Genomic DNA, 21890 nt, shown 5'->3' on the forward strand with positions numbered 1-21890 from the left:
CGAAGATCGCAAGAGAGGTAGACCATGCAAGATAAGCCGCCCGTTCCGGGCCTGTCCGATTCCCTCGATTCCCGTTTTGGCTCGGAAGTCATGGGGCACGTCGCGGAATCAAAGGTCTTTCCCAAAGGCCAGATGCGGGAAGACGTTGCATACCAGATCATCACCGACGAACTGTATCTTGACGGAAATGCACGTCAGAATCTGGCGACTTTTTGCCAGACTTGGGACGATGAAAACGTCCACAAGCTGATGGATCTGTCGATCAACAAAAACTGGATCGACAAGGAAGAATATCCGCAGTCGGCCGCCATCGATTTGCGCTGCGTGAACATGATGGCGGACCTCTGGAATGCCCCGACGCCCGCGAACGGCCAGGCGGTCGGCACCAACACCATTGGTTCGTCCGAGGCATGCATGCTGGGCGGAATGGCCATGAAGTGGCGCTGGCGCAAGCGTATGCAGGCCGCCGGCAAGCCTACCGACAAGCCCAATTTTGTTTGTGGTCCCGTGCAAGTGTGTTGGCACAAATTTGCGCGCTACTGGGATGTCGAGATCCGCGAAATCCCGATGGAGCCCGGCAAGCTGTTCATGGACCCCGAGCGCATGATCGCCGCCTGCGACGAAAACACCATTGGCGTCGTGCCCACGTTCGGCGTGACGTACACCGGCAACTACGAGTTTCCGCTGGCCCTGCACGAGGCGCTGGACAAGCTGCACAAGGACAAGGGCTGGGACATCGACATGCATATCGACGCCGCAAGCGGCGGCTTTCTTGCACCGTTTGTCGCGCCTGACATCGTTTGGGACTTCCGCCTGCCCCGCGTGAAATCCATCAGCTCATCGGGTCACAAGTTCGGCCTGGCGCCGCTAGGCTGCGGCTGGGTCATCTGGCGCGACGCCGCGGCGCTGCCCAACGAACTCGTGTTCAACGTGGACTACCTGGGCGGGCAGGTGGGCACCTTCGCCATCAACTTTTCCCGGCCTGCGGGGCAAGTCATTGCCCAGTACTACGAATTTCTGCGCCTGGGCCGTGAAGGCTATACCAAAGTGCAGACCGCGCTTTATCAGGTCGCGTCTTACATCGCGCAAGAAGTCGCCAAGCTGGGGCCTTACGAGATGATCTGCAGCGGCGATCCGAAAGAGGGCATTCCCGCTGTGTGCTTCAAGATCAAGGAAGGCGCAAAGATCGGGTACACGCTGTACGACTTGTCCGAGCGCTTACGGCTTCGGGGATGGCAAGTGCCGGCATTCGCACTGAACGGGAAGATGTCTGACACCGTCGTGATGCGCATCATGTGCCGGCGCGGGTTCGAGATGGATTTCGCAGCGTTGCTGATCGAGGACATGAAGGGCGCACTGGCCTATCTGGCTGAGCACCCGTCCTTGCACGGCGTCGCCAGTGAAGAAGGGTTCAACCACACCTGAACGTGGTCTGAAGCTTTCCCATCCGATCGTCAATAGATCTCCATTCTGGGGGAATGATCTATGCCTGACTCGCTTCCAAACAAAGCGGTGAGCAAGCCTTCGCTCAAAAAACTCGGAATCGGCACCGTCGCGATCATGAACATCGTCGCGGTGGTCAGCCTGCGTGGTTTGCCGGCAGAAGCCGAATACGGTTTGAGCTCCATCTTCTACTACCTCTTTGCTGCGGTATTTTTCCTGATTCCCGTCTCGCTGGTTGCAGCTGAACTGGCAACGGGATGGTCCGAGAAAGGCGGGATCTTCCGCTGGGTGGGCGAGGCCTTCGGGCCACGCCTGGCCTTCCTCGCCATGTTCATGTTGTGGGTCGAGGTCACCGTCTGGTTTCCTACCGCGCTCACGTTCGGGGCGGTATCGCTGGCGTTCATCGGGCCAGACCAGCGATGGGATGAAGCACTGTCCGCCAACAAGTACTTCATCCTGGCCATCGTGCTCGGCATCTATTGGCTAGCCACATTCATTGCGTTCCGTGGCGTGGAGACTTTTGCAAAGGTCTCCAAGTGGGGGGGGATAGTCGGCACCATCATTCCGGCGATTATCCTCATCGTGCTGGGGTTCTCGTATCTGTTTGCGGGCAACACGCCGCAAATCAAGTTGTCTTGGGGTGAGGTGATTCCCGACTTCACCAACTTTGACAACATCGTGCTGGCGGCAAGCATCTTCCTGTTTTATGCCGGCATGGAAATGAACGCCATCCACGTCCAGGAAGTCGATAACCCGAAACGCAATTACCCCATCGCCATCATGCTGTCGGCGGTAGGCACGGTGCTGATCTTCGTGTTGGGTACGCTGGCGATTGCGTTTGTCATCCCTCAATCAGACATCAACCTGACACAGAGTCTGCTGGTGGCCTACAACGACATGTTCAAGTGGGCTGGCGTGGCCTGGCTGGGACCCGTCGTCGCCGTGGCCTTGGCCATTGGGGTGCTTGCGGGTGTGGTGACCTGGGTGGCTGGCCCATCGTCCGGCTTGTTGGTGGTGGCCAAGGCGGGCTACTTGCCGCGGTGGTGGCAGCACACCAATGCGCACGGCATGGCCACGCACATCCTGTTGCTTCAGGCGGTCATCGTAAGCCTGTTGGCGACGCTGTTCGTGGTGTTGCCTTCGGTGCAGGCGGTGTACCAGATGCTGAGCCAGCTGACGGTCATCCTCTACCTGGTGATGTACCTGTTGATGTTCTCCGCGGCAATTTATCTGCGCCGCAGCCAGCCCGACCGTCCGCGGCCTTACCGCATACCGGGCGGGGACATGGGCATGTACATCATCGGTGGCGCCGGATTCGTCGGTTCGTTGCTGGCGTTCGTCTTCAGCTTCATTCCGCCCAGTCAGATCTCCGTGGGCAGCCCCTCCACGTACGTTGAAATACTGGTGGGCTTGACCGTCTTCTTCTGCATCATTCCGTTCTTGATCTACATGGTGCGCAAGCCCGGCTGGCGTGATGAGGACAGTGATTTTGCGCCGTTCACCTGGCAGGCAAAACAGACGGTACCCAGCACAACGGTGACGGGTACGCCCGTGGCTACAAGCAGCGCTTCGCCTGCGGCAAGCGGCTCGGCCACCTCGCCTTCCTCCAGATCCTGATAAGCGAAGCCGGGAAATCCGCTCAACGGATTTCCCGGTTATCGCCGGAGATTCTCATGGCTATTGATCTCAATACGCTGAAGGCGGCGGTTGATGCTGCCTACGCTCAACATCATGCGGCGCCGGGCGGCGCCAACGCTGACTACATTCCCTACCTGGCAAAGGTGCCGTCCGACCTGTCAGGCGTTGTGGTCGTGACCGTCGACGGCGACGTCTTCGCCGCTGGCGACACAGACTATCCGTTCGCTATCGAGTCAATTTCCAAAGTCTGCACACTGGCGCTGGCCTTGGAGGATGTGGGGCCGGACGCCGTACAGGAAAAGATAGGCGCGGACCCGACCGGGCTGCCATTCAATTCGGTCATTGCATTGGAATTGCATGGCGACAAGCCTTTGTCTCCGTTGGTCAACGCCGGCGCGATGTCGACGACTAGCGTCATCAAGGCAAGTTCCGTTGAAGAACGCTGGACGCGCATCCTCGACATGCAGTCGCGGCTTGCCGGCGCAAAGCTTGAGATGTCGCACGACGTCAACCAATCCGAGCAAAGCACGAATTTCCACAATCGCGCGATTGCCTGGCTGCTGTATTCGGCCGACGCCATGTACTGCGACCCCATGGAGGCGTGCGACGTTTATACGCGTCAGTGCTCAACGCTGGTATCCACCGTGCAGTTGGCGACGATGGGCGCCACGATTGCTGGCAAGGGCGTCAATCCCATCACCAAAGAACGTGTTCTTACGGCGGCCAATGCCCCATTTCTTCTGGCGGAAATGACCATGGAAGGCATGTACGGCAGCTCTGGCGATTGGGCCTATACGGTTGGCCTGCCGGCAAAGAGTGGCGTTGGCGGCGGCATTCTTGCCGTTGTGCCAGGCAAGATGGGAATCGCTGCGTTCTCGCCGCCTTTGGACCCCGTGGGCAACAGCGTCAGAGGGCAACTGATGGTGGCGGCTGTGGCGAAGGCGATGGGATACAACCTGTATGCCGCATGACCTGACCGCCGTGGGTGATCAAGGACGCCGATGACCCAAACGCCGCCCACCCCTCGGTTAAGCGCCAGCGAGAAACTGGTGGTCGCCGGCGCTGCGGCGGCGACGTATGTTGGCGCGTCGATGGGCGGCGCGGTAAGCCTTGCGCTGCCGCATATCGCTGCTGACCTGCACTTCACTGCCGCGCAAGTGCAGTGGATTATCTCGGGCTATCTGTTGGCGCGGATTGCCGGTTTGCGGCCCGGCGGCGCGCTGTGCGACCGCCTTGGTGCACGCCGAATTTTCCTGTTGAGCATGACGGGGTTCGCCGTCACGTCAATCTTTTGTTCGCTGGTCGGCTCGGAAGCGCTACTGATCGGCCTGCGTTTTGTTCAAGGCGCATTCGCCGCGTTATTGTCGCCATCCGCGCTCGTGCTGTTGCGCTCTCACACGCCACCCAGCAAATTAGCGGCGGCAATGAGTATCTGGTCCGCCGCCGGGATGGCGGGTTTTGGTCTGTCACCCGTGTTGGGCGGCATGCTGTTGGATGCCTGGGGCTGGCGGTCCATCTTCTGGGTGACCGCGCTTGCCACGATTCCCATCGTCTTTGTCGGCTTCCGGATTCGTGAGAAGGCCGCGCCGCAAAGCACGGCACGCAAGCCTTCGATTCTGGGTGAGCTGGCGGTGGCCGCCATGCTTGCGGCGGTTGCGTATTTTGTAGGCCAGTATGACTGGGCCCTGCTTTGCTATGCGCTGGCCGCCGCGCTCATCCTCTGGCTGCTTGTCAAACGCGAAGCCGCGTTGCGGCCAGACACGTGGATGCGTGGGTTTGCGATGGCGCCGCAGGTATGCGTGGGCGTGTTCACGTTCGCGGCTATCGTCGGTTCGATGCTGTGGGCATCCTATTTCATTCAGGTCGACTTGCGCCAAAGCGGGTTGGTATTTGGACTGGGCTGTCTGCCGATGGCGGCGGCCGGCTTTCTCGCGTGCTTCATCACGGAGCCGTTGCTGGCCTCCAAAAGATCCAACCTGGCCTTCTTGCTCGCCGGACTTTCGATCCTTGGCTTGGGAAGCGTGGCCTACATCGCCGAGCGCAATGCGTCGCTTCCTTGGGCGATATCCGCACTTGCGTTTGCCGGCCTTTGCTACGGCTTTGCCAATGCATCGGTCACGGCAGTCATCATGAGCATCTTCCCGGCGGAGCGATCCGGGGATGCCTCTTCCATTGCAACGCTATCCAAACAGTTCGGCCAGTTGCTGGGCATTACCGTGGTGGCGAAATTTCGCGACTTGTCAGGAAAGGCGGGGGGATCTGACCCTGCGTTGTTCTATTTCCTGTTGATGTGCGGCGTGGCGGTTGTCGTGTGTGCGGCGTTGCGCGCAATGCAGGCGCGTCGATTGGTCATCCGCGCTTAAGCGCACAAAAAAGACCGCAAAGAGCGGCCTATGCAGAGAGGTTTGGCCCCACCTGTCACGCAAGTTCCAGGTGAGGCCCGTAGCGATTACTGCTTATTCATGCCGACGAGTGCGTCGCGCAGTTTGATTTTCGGATTTTCAGTGCAGTGCTTAACCAAAAGCGGGGTCTTGGTGGTGATGCCTTCGACATTGAGAACGGCGTCTTCGGGCTTGCCCTTGTGGTTGAGGGCTTCAGCGTAGCTGACGACGATGGGCCGATAGCTTTCTTGGACGCCCAGGAAATCCTGGCAATCCCACAAGGCGAGTGGCTTCTTTGCATCGGCCGCAATGCTGGCCCCCGAAAAGGCCATCGAACCGATAAGGCCAATCATCAAAAGCTGCTTCTTCATGGTCGAGCTCCTAATCGTACTAAGGATGAGGGTAGCTTTGTAAATATAGTGAGCTTTAACTCACATTTGAAGATTACTTAATCGATGGGTGGCGGTCAACGAAGATTATCTTTTTTTAAATCAATTTCGACGAAATTTATTATTTAGAGATTATCTGATTGATATTCAATCGGACTGTTTAATCATGCGCGATTAATACAAAGAAAATGCGCGAAGGCTACGGGTTAATGGTTCGATGTCAGGTCCAATCTTCCAGACGCAGTCCTGGCACGCGAGCGAACTCACGCGTGTTGTTCGTGACAAGAATCAAACCCCGAGAACGCGCGTGCCCGGCAATCATTCCGTCATAAGGTCCGATAGGAGTCCCTGCTCGGGCCAGCTCTGCGCGTAGTTGCCCCGTGCTGTCTGCTGCGGCCAAGTCATAGTCAAGAACATCCAGTCGCGCCAGAAAGCCCTCAACAACGGCTTGATTGCGTGCAACAGCTGCCGATTTTTCGGCGCCATAGGCGAGTTCCATCGCAGTAATTGCGCTGACGCAGAGTTGCGCGTGTCGTTGGTTGAATGCCTGCCGAACCACGTCTGGCTTGTTCTTGATAGTGAAGATGCAGATGTTCGTGTCGAGCATGAACTTGAGCATTACAAGTCCTCGCGCCTTTGATCTGCGGGTTGATCGCGATCATTAGAAAAGTCCGGCGTCACTGAATCGCCGGCAAACCAGGTGTCCCAGGATTCCCCAGCGGGGACCAAGAGTCGCGCGCGGCCGACCGTCACAATATCCACGCGCGTGACGTCGTCAGGAAAAGCGGCTGCTTTAGGCAGCCGCACGGCCTGGCTGCGATTGCTCTTGAAGATGGAGCCTTGTTCCATGTTGATCTCCTGGGGATATACGTATGGGATATGCCATTGTACCGAATAAGTGCTTACCCCTCATGCCCCCGAGATTCAAAAACGGATCAGCTTTTGTTCGCCTCGAATGTAAATATCTGCATGTGGATCCGAGGCTCCGGCTTTCCGTTTACTCCCCCGGAAACGCAGGTTCGGCGCCTGCCTCTTCCAGAAGATCGGCAAGTTCTTCGGCGCCTTTTTCGGTAGCCCAGGCCCAGGCGTTCCAGCCTTCGTTGTCACGCAGGTCTGCTTGGGCGCCATGGGCGAGCAGCAGTTGCGCGATCTTCAGATTGCCGCGCGCCGCGGCAGCCATCAAGGGCGTGCCCCCGTCATCCATGACGGCGTCGACGTCGGCGCCTGCCTCCAGCAGCAAGGCGACCACGGCTTCGCGGTCCCAGCTTGCCGCTTGATGCAGGGCGGTCAGCCCGTGGCCGGCGCGGCTGGATAGGCTGGCGCCGTGCGCGAGCAGGATGCGGGCGGCATCGGCCGCGCCGTCTGTGGCGGCGCAGAACAGCGCGGTGCCGCCGAAGTCGTTGCGGGTGTTCACGGACGCGCCCAGCGCCAGCGCCTGTTCGATGGCCGCGGTGTCGTTCTTGCTTGCCGCGTGCAGGAGTTGTTGGTCTGGAGTCATAGGGGATGTAGAGGTCAGGAAAACGGATAGGCGAACGATACACGGTGGTGCGTTACCACGGTGGCGTGTGACCCCGGCGCCAGGCGGCTGGCCCGGTTCGAATCGCGTGGCACAGATCGCGGCGGATCGCAGCGGAACCCCCGGCGCCGCGTCCAAAGAGAAGCCGCCTTGCGGCGGCTTCTCTTTCTGAACGGTGGCCGTGTGGGTTACACCCCGATCGGCCCGCCATCGGCGCGCTGGATCACCACCGTGGATGAACGCGGGCGAACGGTGCCCGTGCTTGCAACGGTGGCGTCATCCGTGCCGTACGCCGGCCAGTTCACCGGGTGCTGGATGTTCAGGAAGATGCTGGTGTAGTCCGGCGTGAAGGCGAAACCGGTAACTTCAGCTTCGTTGGGGCCAACGAAGAAGCGGCGCAGGTCGGCCTGGTTGGACGCGTTGATGGCCGGGCCGGTGCCGGTGCTGTCGGCCAGCGATCCGGGGATCACGGCCAGCATCTGGTCGTTGGTGGCGCGGGCCACGTCGTTGTTGCGGCCGCCATCAATGCCGTTGTCGGTTTGAATCCACAGGATGCCGCGGGGGTCGAAGCCCAGGCCGTCGGGGCTGGCCAGCTGGTTCAGCGTGGTCAGGCCCGAGCGGTTGGTGTCGGCGTTGGCGGCGGCGTTCGAACCGAAGACGAAGATGTCCCACTCGAATTGGGTCGAGCCGGCTTCGTCGTGCCAGCGGATGATGTGGCCGTTGACGTTGTTCAGGCGCGGGTTGGGCGGGTTGGTGCCGCTGGTGGCGTTGCGGCTGCTGTTGTTCGTCAGCGTCAGGTAGATGTCGCCGTTGGTCGGGTGCGTGGCCGTCCACTCGGGGCGGTCCATCGGGGTGGCGCCCACGAAGTCGGCGGCGCCGCGCGTGTTGATCAGGATGGCGTCCAGGCTGCCGAATTCATCGGCCAGCGTGCGTCCGCCCGTGCCCTTCGTGGCGCCAATCAACGGCAGCCATTCGCCAGTGCCGTCTTCGTTGAAGCGCGCGACGTAGAGCGTGCCCTTGTCCAGGTACTTGGCGCCCACGGCCAGGCGGTCGGTGCGCTCGGCGTCCTTCGGGTCCCACACGGCTTCGGACACGAAACGGTAGATGTATTCAAAGCGCGAATCGTCGCCGCTGTAGAAGGCCAGCGGCTTGCCGGCTTCGGGCTTGCTGTAGGCGCAGCCTTCGTGGGCGAAGCGGCCCATCGACGTGCGCTTGGTGGCGATGCTGGCGGGGTCGTAGGGGTCGATCTCAACCAGGTAGCCGAAGCCGTTGACTTCATTGCGCCAGTCTTGCGTGGCGCTGGCGCCCGTTTCCGTGACGTTGAAGCGCGCGAATTCGCCCAGTACTTCCGACGGATCGCCTTGCGCGGTTTCCCATTGGTAGCGGCCGGCGGGGCCTGCGGACACGCCCACGCGGAGCTGGTGCGCAGGGCGCGTGCCGGTGTTCACGAAGCAGGCCGCCCAGTTTTCTTCGGCGGTGATGTAGGTGCCCCACGGCGTGTAGCCGTTGCCGCAGTTGTTGTTGGTGCCGCGCACTTGCGTGCCGTTGGGCGAGAACGGCGTCTTGACCCAGTCGGTGCCGGCGATGGGGCCGGCAATTTTCATGGCGGTGGCCGACGTGAAGCGGCGGTTGAAGCGCGAATTGTTGACGATGTTCCAGCGGCCGTTCTCGCGGCGCACGTGGACGATGGCCACGCCGTGCGCGTTGATTTCCTTGCGCACTTCTTCGGCGGGGCGCTTGCCGGCAACCGTGGTCGGGCCGTTCGGATGCAGCGCAGCCGGGTCGATGTATTCGTGGTTGATGGCGAGCAGGCCTTCGGTGGAGCTGCCTTCAATCGGGAAGAAGTGCATGCCGTCGTGATGCATGCCCATCGAGTTGAGCAGGTCGTTCGACGAGTTGTTGCCGTTCTGGTCCCAGGGCAGGGCGTTGTCGTTCAGCGGCGTGCCCCAAGGCGCGAACACGTGGGCGACGTAGCCGTTGGGCACGACGCAGCCGTCGGTCATCGAGTTGGGCAGCGATTCGAAACCCAGCTTCAGCGCGGCGGGCGGCTCGGTGCCGCCACCGGGCACTTCAGGCGGTTGCGTCGGCGGCGTGTCGCCGCCCGAGATGTCGTCATCGTCGTCGCTGCTGTTACAGCCCGCCAGGCCCAGCGTCGTCATGGTGGCGAAGGCGGCCGCCAGACCGCCACGCATCACCATTCGGCGCGACATGTTTTTTTCCAGAATGTCGCTGAACGGGCTGTTCTGGCTGGGGTTGCGGACGGTCTTGTCGGAAATGGATTTGCTCATTTGGATTCCTGGCTTGGGGGCTGTGCCTTGAAGGGACGAGCAATGCTAGAAGTCGCAAATGAAAGGTTAATGACAGTCAGCTGAATGCGTGGAGGATTTGACGATTAGATTAAGGGCGATGGGCGCGGCGCGCACGGCGCCAAACGATGGTGCGCGCCCAGCAAAAGGCCGACACCGTTTGCACGGGCCGGCCTTTTGTTGGGTGCGCGAGCGAAAGGTTACTTCGCAGCCAACAACGGGCAGCCGCCCTGGTTCAGCGGGCGGAACGCGTTGTCGCCGGGGATGGTGCGCAGAATCTTGTAGTAGTCCCAGCGCGCTTTGGATTCCGACGGCTTCTTCACTTCGACCAGGTACATATCGTGCACCAGCCGGCCATCTTCGCGCAGATAGGCATTACGCGCGAACATGTCGTCGATCTTCATGCCGCGAATCTGCTTCATCACCGCATCGCCTTCCAGCTTGCCGCTTTCCTTCACGCCCTTCAGAAAGGTCAGCACCGACGAATACACACCCGCTTGCGCCATCGTCGGCACGCGGCCCTTCATGCGTTCGGCGTAGCGCTTGCTCCAGTCGCGCGTGCGGTCGTCCATGTCCCAGTAAAAGCCGGTCGTCAGCACCAGCCCTTGCGCCTGGTCCAGCCCCACGCCATCGACATCCGTAATGAACATCAGCAGGCCGGCCAGCTTCTGGCCGCCTTTGATCAGGCCGAATTCATTGGCTTGCTTGATCGCCATGGTGGTGTCGCCCGACGAATTGGCCAGCGCCACGATCTCGGCTTTTGAGGCCTGAGCTTGCAGCAGGAACGACGAAAAATCGTTCGAGGCGCGGGGGTGTTTGACGGCGCCCAAGGTCTGCCCGCCCGCTTGCTTCACGGCGTTTTCCGTGTCGGCCTGCAAGGCGTGGCCGAACGCGTAGTCGGCCGTCAGGAAGTACCACTTCTTGATGCCGGATTCGGTCAGCGCACGGCCGGTGCCGTTGGCCAGTGCGTAGGTGTCGTAGGTCCATTGCGCGGTTGACGCCGAACACGCCTTGCCCGTCAGGTCCGACGTGCCGGCGGTGGATGCCAGGAACGCGATGTTGGCGGTGCGCGTGATCTCTTGCACGGCCAGCGCGACGGAAGACGTCGGCACATCTACGATGGCCTTCACGTTGTCCTGGTCGATCCAGCGGCGCGCGGTGGCCGAACCCACGTCCGCTTTGTTCTGGTGATCGCTGACGATGACTTCGATCTTGCGGCCCAGTACGGTTGGCCCGAAGTCCTCCACCGCCATGCGGGCGGCTTCCACCGAGCCCGGGCCAGACAGGTCGGCGTTCATGCCGGACAGGTCGGTCAGAACACCGATGCGGATGGGCTTGTCGGATTGCGCGTGCGCAGCCGGCAGCGCGAAGGCGCCGGCCACAAGCAGGGCGCTAAGCAGTGGTTTCATGTCTTTCCTCCAGGATGGGTGCCCGTTTTGATCGGGTCTGAATGGCGTATCTAAAAGTGGGAGCTACAAGGTGGCGCTACACCGCCGCAGCGGGGGACAGCAAATGGCACAACAGGAATTGATCGGTCTGCGCGTGCGCGTGTGGGCTCGCGTCGAATTGCGCGTCGATGGCGCGCTTGGTCAGGCGCAACGCCAGCGTCGGGCAGGCGGCGGCGTCCCGCGCCAGTGCCGTCGCGGCGTGAACGACTTCGCCTTTGGGGGCGACGCCGTCAGCCAGGCCCCACGCTTCAGCCGTGGCGGCATCCAGCTGCAAGTCCGTGAACAGCGCCCGCTTCGCGCGTGCCGGGCCGACCAGGCTGGCCAGGCGCGGCAGCCCGCCCCAGGCCAGCGGCAGCCCCAGGCGCACTTCCGGCAAACGCAGAAACGCATCGGCGCCCAGCACGCGCCAGTCGCACGCCAGCGCCAGCACCGCACCACCGCCCACCGCCGCGCCCTCGATGGCGGCGATGGTCACCTGCGGCAGTTCGCTCCAGGCGCGGCACAGCGCTTCGCCACGCGCCAGCGCGCGTTGCGTGGCCAGGGGGTCGCCCTGCTGCCAGAGCGCAGGGTCTTTCAGGTCGATGCCCGCGCTGAAGATGGCGGGCGTGCCTGTCAGCACCACGGCGCGGATGCGGTCATCGCGCGCCAGTTCGTGCGCGGCGTCGATCAACGCTTCGATAGCCGCCAGATTCAGCGCGTTCGCCTTGCCGCCGCGGTCGTAACGCACCACCGCCACGCCGTCATCGCGCTCGATTGAAACCATGCTCATCCGCTGTCCTTCAGGTTTATTTCGTGGATATACTACCAAGTATGTTGAAAGTCGCAAGACTCCGCGGGGTGTCTGGCGGGGGGTGTGCGGGTAAGTCCGCATCTGCCCGCGCTGGATGGCGGCGGAAAAGTCATGAAAAATAAGCGAAATAACAAAGCGAGGAGACAGTTGATGAACGACGAGGCTCGGGCGGCCGTTCCCGACCGCCAGGCGTGCGTGTTGCGCTATCTGCTGGAAAGCCAGGCGAAAAAGATACCGGACAGAATCTTTGTCCGTTTCCATGGGGGACCTACTTGGACCTATGCCCAAACGCTGGCGCAGGTTCGCCGCCGCGCGGCCACGCTGCGTCGCGAAGGCGTCAAGCAGGGCGACCGCGTGCTGTGCTGGATGGGTAACGGCCCAGAGCTGCTGACCAACTGGTTTGCCATCAATTACCTGGGCGCGGTGTATGTGCCGCTGAACACCGCTTTGCGCGGCCGGCCGCTGGAACATGTGCTGGACAACGCGCAGGCGCAGCTGATGCTCGCGCACCGCGCGCTGGTCGGGCGTTTGCAGGATCTGTCGCCGGGGGCGCTTAGCCGCGTGCTGCTGACGGGTGAAGGGGAAGCTCCCCCTGCGGCGCCCGCGGGCGTTTCGTTTGCCGCGCTGGTGGATGCATCGGGCGAACCGGGAGCGGACTTGTTGGCTACCGAAACGCCCATCGAACCCTGGGATACCCAATCCATCATGTACACGTCCGGCACCACCGGGCTGTCCAAGGGCGTCGTCACGTCATACGTGCAGATCTACACCATGGGGCCGGACGCGTTTGACTGCATCACGCCGGATGACCGCTGCATGATCGCGGGCCCTATCTTCCATTGCGGCAGCACGCTGTACGTGTACGCGATGCTGGCCTATGGCGGCTCGATCGCCATGGTGCCGGAGTTCCGCACGGCCGAATTCTGGGACGCCATCCGCGACACCGAGAGCACGGTGGTGCTGCTGCTGGGCGTGATGGCGAACTTTTTGCTCAAGCAGCCGCCATCGCCGCGCGACCACGAGCACACCTTGAAGAAGGCGTTCATCGTGCCCTTCGGCGAAGACGCGCCGGCGTTCAAGACGCGCTTTGGCGTGGACTTGTACACGGTCTACAACATGACCGAAATCGCCAGTCCGTTAAGCGCGGGCCCCGGGCTCACCGAAGCCGGGCGCTGCGGCAAGCCCCGCCCTTGGTTTGAACTGCGCGTGGGCGACGCGCAAGACCGCGCGGTGCCAGACGGCCAGGTGGGTGAACTGCTGATCCGCTCGCATCGGCCCTGGGCGCTGTTCTCCGGCTACTACCGCAACCCCGAGGCCACCGCTGCCGCTATGCGCAACGGCTGGTTCCACACGGGCGACGCGTTCCGGCGCGACGAAGACGGCACGTTCTTTTTCGTGGACCGCCTGAAAGACGTCATCCGCCGGCGTGGGGAGAACATCTCGTCGTTCGAGCTGGAAGGAGAAATCTGCGCGCACCCTGCCGTGCGCGAAGCGGTTGCCGTGGCGGTCCCCAGCGAACATAGCGAAGACGAAGTGCTGGCGGTGGTGACGGCGGTGGACGGTGCGGAAATCGAGCCTGGCGCGCTGGTGAACTGGCTGGCCGAACGCGTGCCGCATTACATGGTGCCGCGCTACGTGCGGGTGGTGGAAGAACTGCCGAAGACCGCCAGCGGCAAGCTGCAAAAGCATGTGCTGCGCAGCGAGGGGCTGGCCGATGGCACGTGGGACCGTGACGCGGCGGGGATACGGTTGCGTCGTGAGCGGCTGGCCTGAAAGCGGCTGGCCAGAAAGCGGCTGACTTGAAATGGCTGGTCGGAAACGGCTGGCCTGAAAGCGATAGCAATAGTGTGCGGCGCGCTTCGACGAGAAGCGCGCCGTGTTGCCCTCAGCCGCGCGTGCCCAAGCCCGCGATGATGGTGTGCACCACCTTGCCCGCCAGGATCTCGCGGTCATCGCGCGTTTCGCCCAGGCGCGGGCGGTACCACACGGCCAGCCAGTTGATGGCGCCCAGCGCCGCCTTCACCGCCACGGAAACGTCGTCAATAGCCAACGACCCATCTTCCACGCCTTCGTACGCCACGCGCTTGAACAGCGCTTCGAAGTCATCCCGGATGGTCATCAGTTCGGCCAGCGTCTGGCGCTGAGCCGGGGTGGTCGCGCCCAGGCGATGCATATGCACGCCTTGCACCACGACGGTCTCGAACGCCAGGTTCTCCATCATCGACAGCGCGTGGTGCTTGAGCATCAGCGCCAGCCGGTGGGCGGCCGTGCCTTTTTCCTTCATGACTGGGCGCACGGCTTCGAAGTTGCGCCGCATGCCTTCGCGGTGCACGTCGAAGAACAGATCGGTCTTGGACCGGTAGTAGTGGTAGACGCGGCCCTTGGTAGCCCCCAGCCGGCGGGCGACGTCGTCGATGCTGGATGCGTGGAACCCTTGCTCCATGAAGCATTCAGCCGCCGCGGTCAGCAGTTCAATGTTGCCCATGCCGTCATCGCGTGCAGCCGTCACCGTAGGTTCCCCCTTCATGCGCCTTCCTCCATCCATGCGTTACGGCAAAGCGCCAGTTTAGCCAATTGCCCGCCAATACATGGCCGAACCCCTGGCTTGAACGCGTGGTGGGGTGCGGCCTCGTCCGTGTGGCCGAATGGCTGTACAAATCAGAAAATCGAAGTTTATACTACTCGGTATGTTTTTGGCCTTTTAGCCTGCCATCCCCCTCGCATTCGACTCCCAGCAGCCCATGACCACAGACCTTGTTCACGCTCCCGCAAGCCCCCAAGCCCTGGCCGATCAGGTGTCGCAGGAAATCGGCGTATCGGAATGGGTGACCATTTCGCAGGCGCAGGTGGATCTGTTTGCCCACGCCACCGATGACCACCAGTTCATCCATGTGGACCCGGCGCGCGCCGCACGCGAAAGCGCCTTTGGCGGGCCCATCGCGCATGGCTTCTTGTCGCTATCGCTGTTGACGGCCTTGAGCCAGAAAGTGTTGCCCGCGTTCGAGGGCGCCATCGGCATCAACTACGGTTTCGACAAAGTCCGCTTCCTGACGCCAGTGCCGGTGGGCGCGCGCGTGCGGGGCCGCTTCGTGTTGAGCGAATTCACGCCGCGCAACGCGCGAGAATTCACGACCCGGTACGCCGTCACCGTCGAGATCGAGGGCGCCCCGCGCCCCGCGCTGGTGGCCGACTGGATCACCATGACCATTCTTCAAGGATGAACTCCATGAGCATTCGCTTCGATGAACGCGTCGCCATCGTGACGGGCGCCGGCCAAGGCCTGGGCCGCAGCCATGCGCTGCAACTGGCCGCGCGCGGCTGCCGGGTTGTGGTCAACGACTTTGGCGGCGCCGCACAAACCGTGGTGGACGAGATCGTGGCCGCAGGCGGCCAGGCTATTGCTGACGACGGCAACGTGTGCGACAGCGCCAACGTGGACGCCATGGTGGCGCGCGCCATGAACGCCTGGGGCCGCGTCGACATCCTGATCAACAACGCCGGCATCCTGCGCGACAAGACCTTCGCGAAGATGAGCGCCGACGACTTCAACGCCGTGATCGACGTGCACCTGCTGGGCTCGGCGAATTGCGCGCGCGCCGTGTGGCCGATCATGCGCGAGCAGCGCTACGGCCGCATCCTGATGACGACCTCCACGTCTGGCATGTACGGCAACTTCGGCCAGTCGAACTACGGTGCGGCGAAGGCGGGCGTTGTGGGCTTGATGAACGTGCTRCACCTCGAAGGGCAAAAGCACGGCATCCACGTCAACGCACTGGTGCCCACCGCCGCCACCCGCATGACGGCCGAGATGTTTGATGCCGATGCGCTGCGGGCGCTGGACCCGGCGTTCGTTACCCCCGCCGCTTTGTTCCTGGTGGGCGAGGGCGCGCCCAGCCGCACGGCGTTGCTGGCGGGCGCGGGCACCTACGCGCGCCTGGCCATTGTCGAAAGCGAGGGCATGTATTTCCCCGAAGGTGAACGCACGCCGGAGAACATCGCTGCGAATTTTGACGAGATCGCCAGCCTGTCCCGCCCCATCGAACCGCCCGAAGGCCTGGCGCATGTGGCGCGCATCTTGAAGCGCGCACAGGAGGCCGCATGAGCGACCACGCCCAACCCCAACGCGCCGCGCCGCACGTGCGCGCCGACTATTCGCGCGTGCTGGCGATGACCACGCGGCTGCGCGATATCGACGTCTACGGCCACATGAATAACGTGGTCTACAACGAGTACTTTGATACGGCGGTCAACCAGACACTCGTCGAGCTGGGCGTGCTGGACCTGGAAAAGAGCGACGTGATTGGCCTGGTGGTGCACAGCCAGACGTCGTACTTCCGCCCGGTGTCATTCCCCGACCGAGTCGTGCTGGGCCTGCGCGTGGGCCGCCTGGGCCGCACCAGCGTGACGTACGAATTTGCGCTGTTCCGCGGCGACGACGACAGCGCCGCCGCCCAAGGCAGCTACACGCACGCCTATGTCGACCGCGCCAGCAGCCGGCCCGTCGAATTGCCGCCGGCCTTGCGGCGCGCGTTGGAACCGCTGGTGCGCGCCTCGGCCTGAACGCCGCTTCGGGAGCGACTGTGATCGACCACACCCTGCCTCGCGTCACGTACTCGAACATCCATACCGACTTTTCAGCGGTGCACAACGTGCTGGACCAGCGCCTGCCCGATTTTGAATCTCGCATGCTGGGCCTGGATTACCGCCATCGCTTCGATGGCCGCGCGGTGGCGGGCGAACCGTTGCAGGAATCGTATTCGCCGATTGATCACTGGCTGCTGATTGGCCGCTTTCCCAGCGCGGGCGCAGACACCGTCGACCAGGCCATCGCCTGCGCCCGCCACGCGCAGCCCGCGTGGGCCGGGCAGGGCTGGACGGCGCGCATCGCCGTGTTGCGCCGTTTGGCGATGGTGCTGTCTGAACGCAAGTACGACTTCGCCATGGCGACGATGATCGAGATCGGCAAGTCGCGCATGGAAGCGCTGGGCGAAGCCGAAGAAGCGGTGGACCTGATCCGCTATTACTGCGATCAGGCCGAACGCAGCGACGGCTATCGCCAGCCGCTTGCGCGCGCCTTCGACAATGAAAGCACGCACGATGTGTTGCGCCCTTATGGCGTCTTCGCCGTGATTGCGCCCTTCAATTTTCCCTTGGCCTTGTCGGTGAACATGGTGTGCGCGGCCTTGCTGGCGGGCAATGCGGTCGTCTACAAACCGTCGCCCCGCGCCGCCTTGACGGGCGCGCTGCTGCTCAGCGCCTGCGATGCGGCGGGCGTGCCGCCGGGTTGCGTGAATGGCGTATTCGGCGGCGCGCAGACCGGTGCGATGCTGGCGCATCACGCGGATGTGGACGGCTATGCCTTCACCGGCAGCCTGGAAGTGGGCATGGACTTGCTGCAAACCGTGGCCCAAGGCCGCCATGCGCGGCCCGTGATAGCTGAGATGGGCGGCAAGAACCCCACCTACGTCACGGCCAGCGCCGATCTGGATGTGGCCGTGCAAGGCGTTGTGCGATCGGCCTTTGGGCTGCAAGGGCAAAAGTGTTCGGCGGGCTCGAAGGTCTATGCGCACGCGTCCGTGCACGACGCCTTCCTGGAACGGCTGTGCGCCGCGACCGAAGCCGTGTCCGTGGGCGACCCGCGCGACCGCAGCGTGTTCATGGGGCCGCTGATCGATGAAGCCGCCTGGCGGCGCTACCGCACGGCGTGCGAAGACGTCAGCGCCGCGGGCCGGCTGCTGGCCGGGGGGCGCCGATTGAGCGCGGGCGAACTGGCCTATGGCCACTACGTGCGTCCTGCGGTGGCGGCCGGATTGCCCTCTGATCACCGCTTGAATCGCAAGGAACTCTTCCTGCCCTTCGTCTCCGTGCTGCCGTTTACCGATCTGCATGCCGCTATCGACGACGGCAACAACGTCGACTACGGCCTGACGGCGGGCTGCTACGCGCAAGAGCAGGACGAAATCGACCTGTTCCTGCATCGCGCCCAAGCCGGCGCGCTGTACGTGAACCGGGCCAGCGGCGCGACGACCGGCGCGTGGCCGGGCATCCAGACGTTTTGCGGCTGGAAGGGTTCAGGCATGACCGGCAAGGGCGGCCTGGGGCCGTACTACGTCGCCCAATTCGCACGTGAACAAAGCCACACCGTCTGGCATCGCTAAGTCACAGGACCCAATCATGAGAGAAGCCGTCATCGTTTCCACCGCGCGCACGCCGATTGGCCGCGCTTATCGCGGGGCGTTCAACGACACCACCGCGCCTGCCTTGGGCGGCCACGCGATTTCACATGCGGTGGCGCGCGCGGGCATTGCGCCCGGCGAGGTGGAAGATGTGATCCTGGGCGCGGCCCTGCAGCAAGGCACGACCCACATGAACGTGGCGCGCCAGGCGGCATTGCGCGCCGGCTTGCCCGCGCACGTGGCCGCCATGACGCTGGACCGCCAGTGCGCGTCCGGCTTGATGGCCATTGCCACGGCCGCGCGGCAAGTCACGCAAGAAGGTATGGACATCGTGGTGGCGGGCGGCCTGGAATCCATCTCGCTGGTGCAGAACGACACGATGAACCGCCACCGCTGGTTTGATGATGCGTTGATGCGCGAGCAACCCGAAATTTTCATGAGCATGCTGGAAACGGCCGAGATCGTGGCCAGCCGCTATGGCATTCCGCGCGCCGCGCAAGACGCCTACGCGCTGCGTTCGCAACAGCGCACCGCTGCGGCGCAAGCCGCGGGGCGTTTCGATGACGAGATCGTGCCGCTTGCCGTCCTGATGCAAGTGACTGATCGCGCCACGGGCCAGACGTCCACGCAAGCCGTGACCCTGGCGCGTGACGAAGGCAACCGCCCGGACACGTCGCTGGAAAGTCTGGCGAAGCTGCAACCGGTGTTCAAGAACGGCCAGCGGCTTCAGACCGGGGAACACATCACGGCGGGCAATTCGTCGCAGCTGTCCGATGGCGCGTCGGCCTGCGTGATCATGGACGCGGCCGAGGCGCGCCGGCGCGGACTCACGCCGTTGGGCACGTACCGAGGCATGGCGGTCGCCGGTTGCGGCCCCGAGGAAATGGGCATAGGCCCGGTGCTTGCGGTGCCGCGCTTGCTGGCGCGCCATGGCCTGAAGATCGACGATATCGGCTTGTGGGAATTGAATGAAGCGTTTGCCTGCCAGGTGCTGTACTGCCGCGACCAGCTGGGCATTCCGGACGACCGATTGAACGTGAACGGCGGCGCCATTGCCATTGGCCACCCCTACGGCATGTCAGGCGCGCGCATGGCAGGGCATGCGCTGATCGAAGGCCGCCGGCGCGGCGTGCGCTACGCGGTCGTCACGATGTGCGTGGGTGGCGGCATGGGCGCGGCGGGCTTGTTCGAAATCACGAACTGAACCCGCTGCCCGCCTGCCAGCGTTGACTGCAAGGGCTACTTGGCCGTGTTCTCGTCGTCCACGGTCAGGCCACCGTCTTTCATGATGCCTTGCGCGATGTCTTCGGCGCTCTTGCCGGCAAAGCCGTGTTCGCCTGCCGTGATGCGAAAGCTGTCGCCTTCCAGCGGGCTTTGCAAGGTGGCGGACGTAAGCAGCACGCCATTCGAACGCAGCTGAATGCGTTTGCCCACGCGGTTGCGCGTGAAGTCGGCCAGGGCCTTTTGGCTTTCGGGTTTCAAGGCCACGTCGACGACGCGGGCGCCGGTGTGCGGGTCGGCGCTGGGCGTGGCGCTGGCGGCTTGCAGGGTGACGGTTTCGGCGTGCGCGGCCAAGGGCAGCGACAGGGCCAGGGCGGCGGCGCAGGCCAGATGTTTCATCAAGGGCATGGCGGTTTCCTTTGGCGGGACAAGTGCTCCATCCTAGCCGAAGTGCGCCGCGCCGACGAGTTCAGGGCCGGCCGGGCGCACGCATGACCGGCGCGCGCATCCATGGCATATCGGGCAGCCCCTGGATCTGCGGCATGCCCGGCGTGGGCATGCCCAGGGGGTTGAGCGCGGCGTCTTGCAACACGGTCATCCATTCGCGCGGGTCCATCGGTTCGCCCATGCGCGCGCGCACATCAAGCAGATCCAGCGCGGCGCGGCGGTGGCCGGCTTCCGCGGCTTCGCGGAACAGGCGCTCGGCCACGTTGTAGTTCTTGGGTACGCCCCGGCCCATGCCGGTCAGTTCGCCCAGGTACGTTTGCGCGGGTGCGAAGCCCTGGTCGGCGGCGCGTTGATACCAGCGGGCCGCCGCCTTGTAGTCCTGCTCGACGTGTTCGCCGTTTTCGGCGATGAGGCCCAGCGTGGTCATGGCGACGACGTCACCAGCCTTGGCGCGCGCTTGCAGCGAGGCCAGGCGGGGCTCGTCCAGGTACTTCGCGCCCCGTTCAATTTCGAATTCCCACGCGCTCATGCGCGCCTTGATCAAGTCGCGGCCCAGCGTGGGCGACGGCCCGCGGCCGGCTTGTCCGGGTTTGCCGCCCGGCACAGCGGGCGTCTGCCCGTCGGCCAGCGTCGTGAACGTGACTGTGCCGACGAGGCTGCTGGCGTAGTGCGGAATCTGGCGGTAAGCGGTGGCGACTTGCACGTCGCCCGTCAGCTGCTTGAAGAAGTTCTCGACCGGGGCGGAGGCGGGCAGGTCGTCCAAGCCCTGCGCGAAGTAATACGCGTAGGGGCTATGGCGCGGGCCGTCGTTGCCAAAGCCGTCTTCGGCCGTGGCGCCGGGCTGCGTGGAGAAGGCGATCAGTTCACCTCCCGCCGGCACGGTGTGGACCAGCCCGGCCGAAGACGCGCCGCGCGTCAGGTTCGTGCGGCAGGCGTCCAGCACCATCAGCCGCGCGCGCACGTTGGCGCGGCGCATCGCTTGCGATACCCGCTTCAGGCTCAGTGAGCTTTGCTGCGCGGTGCGGATGCGGACTTCGCCCAACGGCAACGCCAGGTCCACGCCAAACAGGTAGTTCACGTCGTCCACCGCCACCGCGTGGCCGGCGAAATACACCAGCGCAAGGTCGGCGCCCGTTGCGCGCGTGGCGAATTCGTCGACGGCGTCTTCCATTTGCGCCGTGGTCAGGTCGGTCAGCAGCGTGACGTCGAATTGCCGCTTGCGCAGCGACTCGGCAATCAAGCGCGCGTCGTTGACCGGGTTGACCAGCGCGTTGGCCGGCACCGCGTAGCGGGCGTTGCCGATGACAAGCGCGTAGCGATGCTTGGCGGCGGTGGGTGTCGGCGCGGCTTTGGGAGCGGGTGTGGGCGAGTCTGCCCCGGCCGGGTTGGCCAATACGCCAGCATGCAGCGGCAACAACCCCGCGCCCAGCATGGCGGCAAGCAGCCGCCGGCGCGTCAAAGGCACAGAGCAAGGCATAGGCAAGGGCATCGCAACCGGAAGCGGATTCGTCTTCATGCCGGACCTTAGGGACGGGGGCAAACGCCGGCCGGGCCGGGGGTGGCGGACAGCACGCCCAGCGCGCGGGCGGCATCTTGCAACGAGGACTCGCGCGCGGCGCTCAGCACGTAGCGGCCATCGGCGTCGGGGCCGTCCACAATCGACACGTCGTACTGGGACAAGGTGTTGCGCAGCTGTTTGGCGCTCAGCGCGTCAGGCAGGTCCACGACAAGCCGTGGGCAGGAGCCGCCGCCGCGCGTCAGCACGCCGTCCGGCGCGGCGACGTCAAGCGGGGCTTGTTGCACCACGATGACCGACAACATGATGGCCAGCGCCCAGCCCAACGGCATCAGCGGGCTGGCGGGCGTGGGCCACAGCCATTGCCACAGCCGGCGCGCGCGCGAAGGCGCGGCGGGGGCAGGCTGCGGGCGTTCGGCCAGCGCGCGCAGAAACGCGGAGTCGCGGTCGGCCTGACCGATTTCGTTGTGGGCCAGCTGGCGCGCCTGGGACAGCGTGCGCCATTCTTCGACTTCGGCGTGCAGCGCGGGGTCGCGCGCCATGTCGGCTTCGAAGGCGCGGCGGGCGTCGTCGTCGAGCTCGCCCGACAAATAGGACAGCACTCGGTCTTCAGACATGA

Annotated in this window: 21 protein-coding genes; 10 read left to right on the forward strand and 11 right to left on the reverse strand. The window is 63.7% G+C overall.

Features of this window, described 5'->3' with window-relative positions; all coding sequences use genetic code 11:
• The first annotated feature begins 24 nt into the window (after positions 1-24).
• Genes gad through AC1DSJ_RS23050 form a run of 4 tightly spaced genes read left to right on the forward strand, consistent with a single transcriptional unit; the run spans position 25 to position 5444 of the window.
• The gene (gad, locus tag AC1DSJ_RS23035) at positions 25-1425 is read left to right on the forward strand and encodes a glutamate decarboxylase (protein ID WP_441372240.1); all 1401 of its coding nucleotides are present in this window, start codon (positions 25-27) and stop codon (positions 1423-1425) included.
• Between the two features lie 60 nt (positions 1426-1485).
• Positions 1486-3060: a glutamine/gamma-aminobutyrate antiporter GadC gene (gene gadC, locus AC1DSJ_RS23040; RefSeq protein ID WP_175172194.1), complete on the forward strand. Its 1575-nt coding sequence runs from the start codon at positions 1486-1488 to the stop codon at positions 3058-3060.
• 56 nt (positions 3061-3116) lie between these two features.
• The gene (gene glsA / locus AC1DSJ_RS23045) at positions 3117-4052 is read left to right on the forward strand and encodes a glutaminase A (protein WP_342067087.1); all 936 of its coding nucleotides are present in this window, start codon (positions 3117-3119) and stop codon (positions 4050-4052) included.
• Positions 4053-4082: 30 nt separating this feature from the next.
• Positions 4083-5444 carry an MFS transporter gene (locus AC1DSJ_RS23050; RefSeq protein WP_441372241.1) on the forward strand — a complete coding sequence of 454 codons (1362 nt, stop codon included), beginning with the start codon at positions 4083-4085 and terminating at the stop codon, positions 5442-5444.
• 86 nt (positions 5445-5530) lie between these two features.
• Here the strand turns inward: AC1DSJ_RS23050 and hdeA are convergent, their stop codons facing one another.
• The 7 genes from hdeA to AC1DSJ_RS23085 all read right to left on the reverse strand — a co-directional run bounded on the left by hdeA (position 5531) and on the right by AC1DSJ_RS23085 (position 11890).
• Complete coding sequence (gene hdeA, locus AC1DSJ_RS23055) at positions 5531-5833, reverse strand: acid-activated periplasmic chaperone HdeA (RefSeq protein ID WP_175172199.1); 303 nt, start codon at positions 5831-5833, stop codon at positions 5531-5533.
• Between the two features lie 238 nt (positions 5834-6071).
• Positions 6072-6470 carry a type II toxin-antitoxin system tRNA(fMet)-specific endonuclease VapC gene (gene vapC / locus AC1DSJ_RS23060; protein ID WP_441372242.1) on the reverse strand — a complete coding sequence of 133 codons (399 nt, stop codon included), beginning with the start codon at positions 6468-6470 and terminating at the stop codon, positions 6072-6074.
• The gene (gene vapB / locus AC1DSJ_RS23065) at positions 6470-6700 is read right to left on the reverse strand and encodes a type II toxin-antitoxin system VapB family antitoxin (RefSeq protein ID WP_175171608.1); all 231 of its coding nucleotides are present in this window, start codon (positions 6698-6700) and stop codon (positions 6470-6472) included. Before vapB ends, vapC begins: the two co-directional genes overlap by 1 nt.
• 148 nt (positions 6701-6848) lie before the next feature.
• Entirely contained in the window at positions 6849-7349 is a 501-nt protein-coding gene (locus AC1DSJ_RS23070; RefSeq protein ID WP_346552893.1) for an ankyrin repeat domain-containing protein, read from the reverse strand.
• 206 nt (positions 7350-7555) lie between these two features.
• Positions 7556-9655, reverse strand: a complete 2100-nt coding sequence (locus AC1DSJ_RS23075; RefSeq protein ID WP_441372243.1) for a PhoX family protein — start codon at positions 9653-9655, stop codon at positions 7556-7558.
• Between the two features lie 218 nt (positions 9656-9873).
• On the reverse strand, positions 9874-11082 hold the full coding sequence (locus AC1DSJ_RS23080) for an ABC transporter substrate-binding protein (protein ID WP_441372244.1): 1209 nt from the start codon (positions 11080-11082) through the stop codon (positions 9874-9876).
• Between the two features lie 76 nt (positions 11083-11158).
• Complete coding sequence (locus AC1DSJ_RS23085; protein WP_441372245.1) at positions 11159-11890, reverse strand: enoyl-CoA hydratase/isomerase family protein; 732 nt, start codon at positions 11888-11890, stop codon at positions 11159-11161.
• Positions 11891-12061: 171 nt separating this feature from the next.
• Between AC1DSJ_RS23085 and AC1DSJ_RS23090 the strand changes: the two genes are divergently transcribed.
• The gene (locus AC1DSJ_RS23090) at positions 12062-13684 is read left to right on the forward strand and encodes an AMP-binding protein (protein WP_054426946.1); all 1623 of its coding nucleotides are present in this window, start codon (positions 12062-12064) and stop codon (positions 13682-13684) included.
• 112 nt (positions 13685-13796) lie between these two features.
• On the opposite strand, the gene AC1DSJ_RS23095 is transcribed toward AC1DSJ_RS23090, so the two are convergent.
• Positions 13797-14438 (reverse strand): TetR/AcrR family transcriptional regulator, encoded by a 642-nt coding sequence (locus AC1DSJ_RS23095; RefSeq protein ID WP_054426947.1) that lies wholly within the window; start codon positions 14436-14438, stop codon positions 13797-13799.
• Between the two features lie 214 nt (positions 14439-14652).
• On the opposite strand from AC1DSJ_RS23095, the gene AC1DSJ_RS23100 reads away from it, so the two are divergent.
• The 5 genes from AC1DSJ_RS23100 to AC1DSJ_RS23120 are packed head-to-tail and all read left to right on the forward strand — an operon-like array spanning position 14653 to position 19291.
• Entirely contained in the window at positions 14653-15132 is a 480-nt protein-coding gene (locus AC1DSJ_RS23100; protein WP_175171603.1) for a MaoC family dehydratase, read from the forward strand.
• Between the two features lie 5 nt (positions 15133-15137).
• On the forward strand, positions 15138-16013 hold the full coding sequence (locus AC1DSJ_RS23105; RefSeq protein WP_054426948.1) for an SDR family NAD(P)-dependent oxidoreductase: 876 nt from the start codon (positions 15138-15140) through the stop codon (positions 16011-16013).
• A complete protein-coding gene (locus AC1DSJ_RS23110) occupies positions 16010-16471 on the forward strand; it encodes an acyl-CoA thioesterase (protein WP_441372246.1) in 462 nt (153 codons plus the stop codon). The genes AC1DSJ_RS23105 and AC1DSJ_RS23110 overlap by 4 nt, the downstream gene beginning before the upstream one ends.
• 20 nt (positions 16472-16491) lie before the next feature.
• Complete coding sequence (locus AC1DSJ_RS23115; protein WP_441372247.1) at positions 16492-18069, forward strand: aldehyde dehydrogenase family protein; 1578 nt, start codon at positions 16492-16494, stop codon at positions 18067-18069.
• A gap of 16 nt (positions 18070-18085) precedes the next feature.
• Positions 18086-19291, forward strand: coding sequence for an acetyl-CoA C-acyltransferase (locus tag AC1DSJ_RS23120; RefSeq protein ID WP_441372248.1), 1206 nt, complete (start codon positions 18086-18088; stop codon positions 19289-19291).
• A 35-nt stretch (positions 19292-19326) separates the two neighbouring features.
• Here AC1DSJ_RS23120 and AC1DSJ_RS23125 read toward each other — a convergent pair whose 3' ends face one another.
• The 3 genes from AC1DSJ_RS23125 to AC1DSJ_RS23135 form a co-directional block, all read right to left on the reverse strand.
• Positions 19327-19716, reverse strand: a complete 390-nt coding sequence (locus tag AC1DSJ_RS23125) for a SecDF P1 head subdomain-containing protein (RefSeq protein ID WP_054426951.1) — start codon at positions 19714-19716, stop codon at positions 19327-19329.
• A 61-nt stretch (positions 19717-19777) separates the two neighbouring features.
• On the reverse strand, positions 19778-21220 hold the full coding sequence (locus tag AC1DSJ_RS23130) for a caspase family protein (protein WP_441372249.1): 1443 nt from the start codon (positions 21218-21220) through the stop codon (positions 19778-19780).
• 59 nt (positions 21221-21279) lie between these two features.
• A complete protein-coding gene (locus AC1DSJ_RS23135; RefSeq protein ID WP_175171599.1) occupies positions 21280-21888 on the reverse strand; it encodes an anti-sigma factor in 609 nt (202 codons plus the stop codon).
• Positions 21889-21890 lie beyond the last annotated feature (2 nt).

Source organism: Achromobacter sp. 01N37 (assembly GCF_056399725.1).

Bases quoted from the DNA above. Each gene is read 5' to 3' on its own strand.
- gad (WP_441372240.1), top strand. From the start codon at position 25: ATGCAAGATAAGCCGCCCGTTCCGGGCCTGTCCGATTCCCTCGATTCC.
- gadC (WP_175172194.1), top strand. From the start codon at position 1,486: ATGCCTGACTCGCTTCCAAACAAAGCGGTGAGCAAGCCTTCGCTCAAA.
- glsA (WP_342067087.1), top strand. From the start codon at position 3,117: ATGGCTATTGATCTCAATACGCTGAAGGCGGCGGTTGATGCTGCCTAC.
- AC1DSJ_RS23050 (WP_441372241.1), top strand. From the start codon at position 4,083: ATGACCCAAACGCCGCCCACCCCTCGGTTAAGCGCCAGCGAGAAACTG.
- hdeA (WP_175172199.1), bottom strand. From the start codon at position 5,833: ATGAAGAAGCAGCTTTTGATGATTGGCCTTATCGGTTCGATGGCCTTT.
- vapC (WP_441372242.1), bottom strand. From the start codon at position 6,470: ATGCTCAAGTTCATGCTCGACACGAACATCTGCATCTTCACTATCAAG.
- vapB (WP_175171608.1), bottom strand. From the start codon at position 6,700: ATGGAACAAGGCTCCATCTTCAAGAGCAATCGCAGCCAGGCCGTGCGG.
- AC1DSJ_RS23070 (WP_346552893.1), bottom strand. From the start codon at position 7,349: ATGACTCCAGACCAACAACTCCTGCACGCGGCAAGCAAGAACGACACC.
- AC1DSJ_RS23075 (WP_441372243.1), bottom strand. From the start codon at position 9,655: ATGAGCAAATCCATTTCCGACAAGACCGTCCGCAACCCCAGCCAGAAC.
- AC1DSJ_RS23080 (WP_441372244.1), bottom strand. From the start codon at position 11,082: ATGAAACCACTGCTTAGCGCCCTGCTTGTGGCCGGCGCCTTCGCGCTG.
- AC1DSJ_RS23085 (WP_441372245.1), bottom strand. From the start codon at position 11,890: ATGAGCATGGTTTCAATCGAGCGCGATGACGGCGTGGCGGTGGTGCGT.
- AC1DSJ_RS23090 (WP_054426946.1), top strand. From the start codon at position 12,062: ATGAACGACGAGGCTCGGGCGGCCGTTCCCGACCGCCAGGCGTGCGTG.
- AC1DSJ_RS23095 (WP_054426947.1), bottom strand. From the start codon at position 14,438: ATGAAGGGGGAACCTACGGTGACGGCTGCACGCGATGACGGCATGGGC.
- AC1DSJ_RS23100 (WP_175171603.1), top strand. From the start codon at position 14,653: ATGACCACAGACCTTGTTCACGCTCCCGCAAGCCCCCAAGCCCTGGCC.
- AC1DSJ_RS23110 (WP_441372246.1), top strand. From the start codon at position 16,010: ATGAGCGACCACGCCCAACCCCAACGCGCCGCGCCGCACGTGCGCGCC.
- AC1DSJ_RS23120 (WP_441372248.1), top strand. From the start codon at position 18,086: ATGAGAGAAGCCGTCATCGTTTCCACCGCGCGCACGCCGATTGGCCGC.
- AC1DSJ_RS23125 (WP_054426951.1), bottom strand. From the start codon at position 19,716: ATGCCCTTGATGAAACATCTGGCCTGCGCCGCCGCCCTGGCCCTGTCG.
- AC1DSJ_RS23135 (WP_175171599.1), bottom strand. From the start codon at position 21,888: ATGTCTGAAGACCGAGTGCTGTCCTATTTGTCGGGCGAGCTCGACGAC.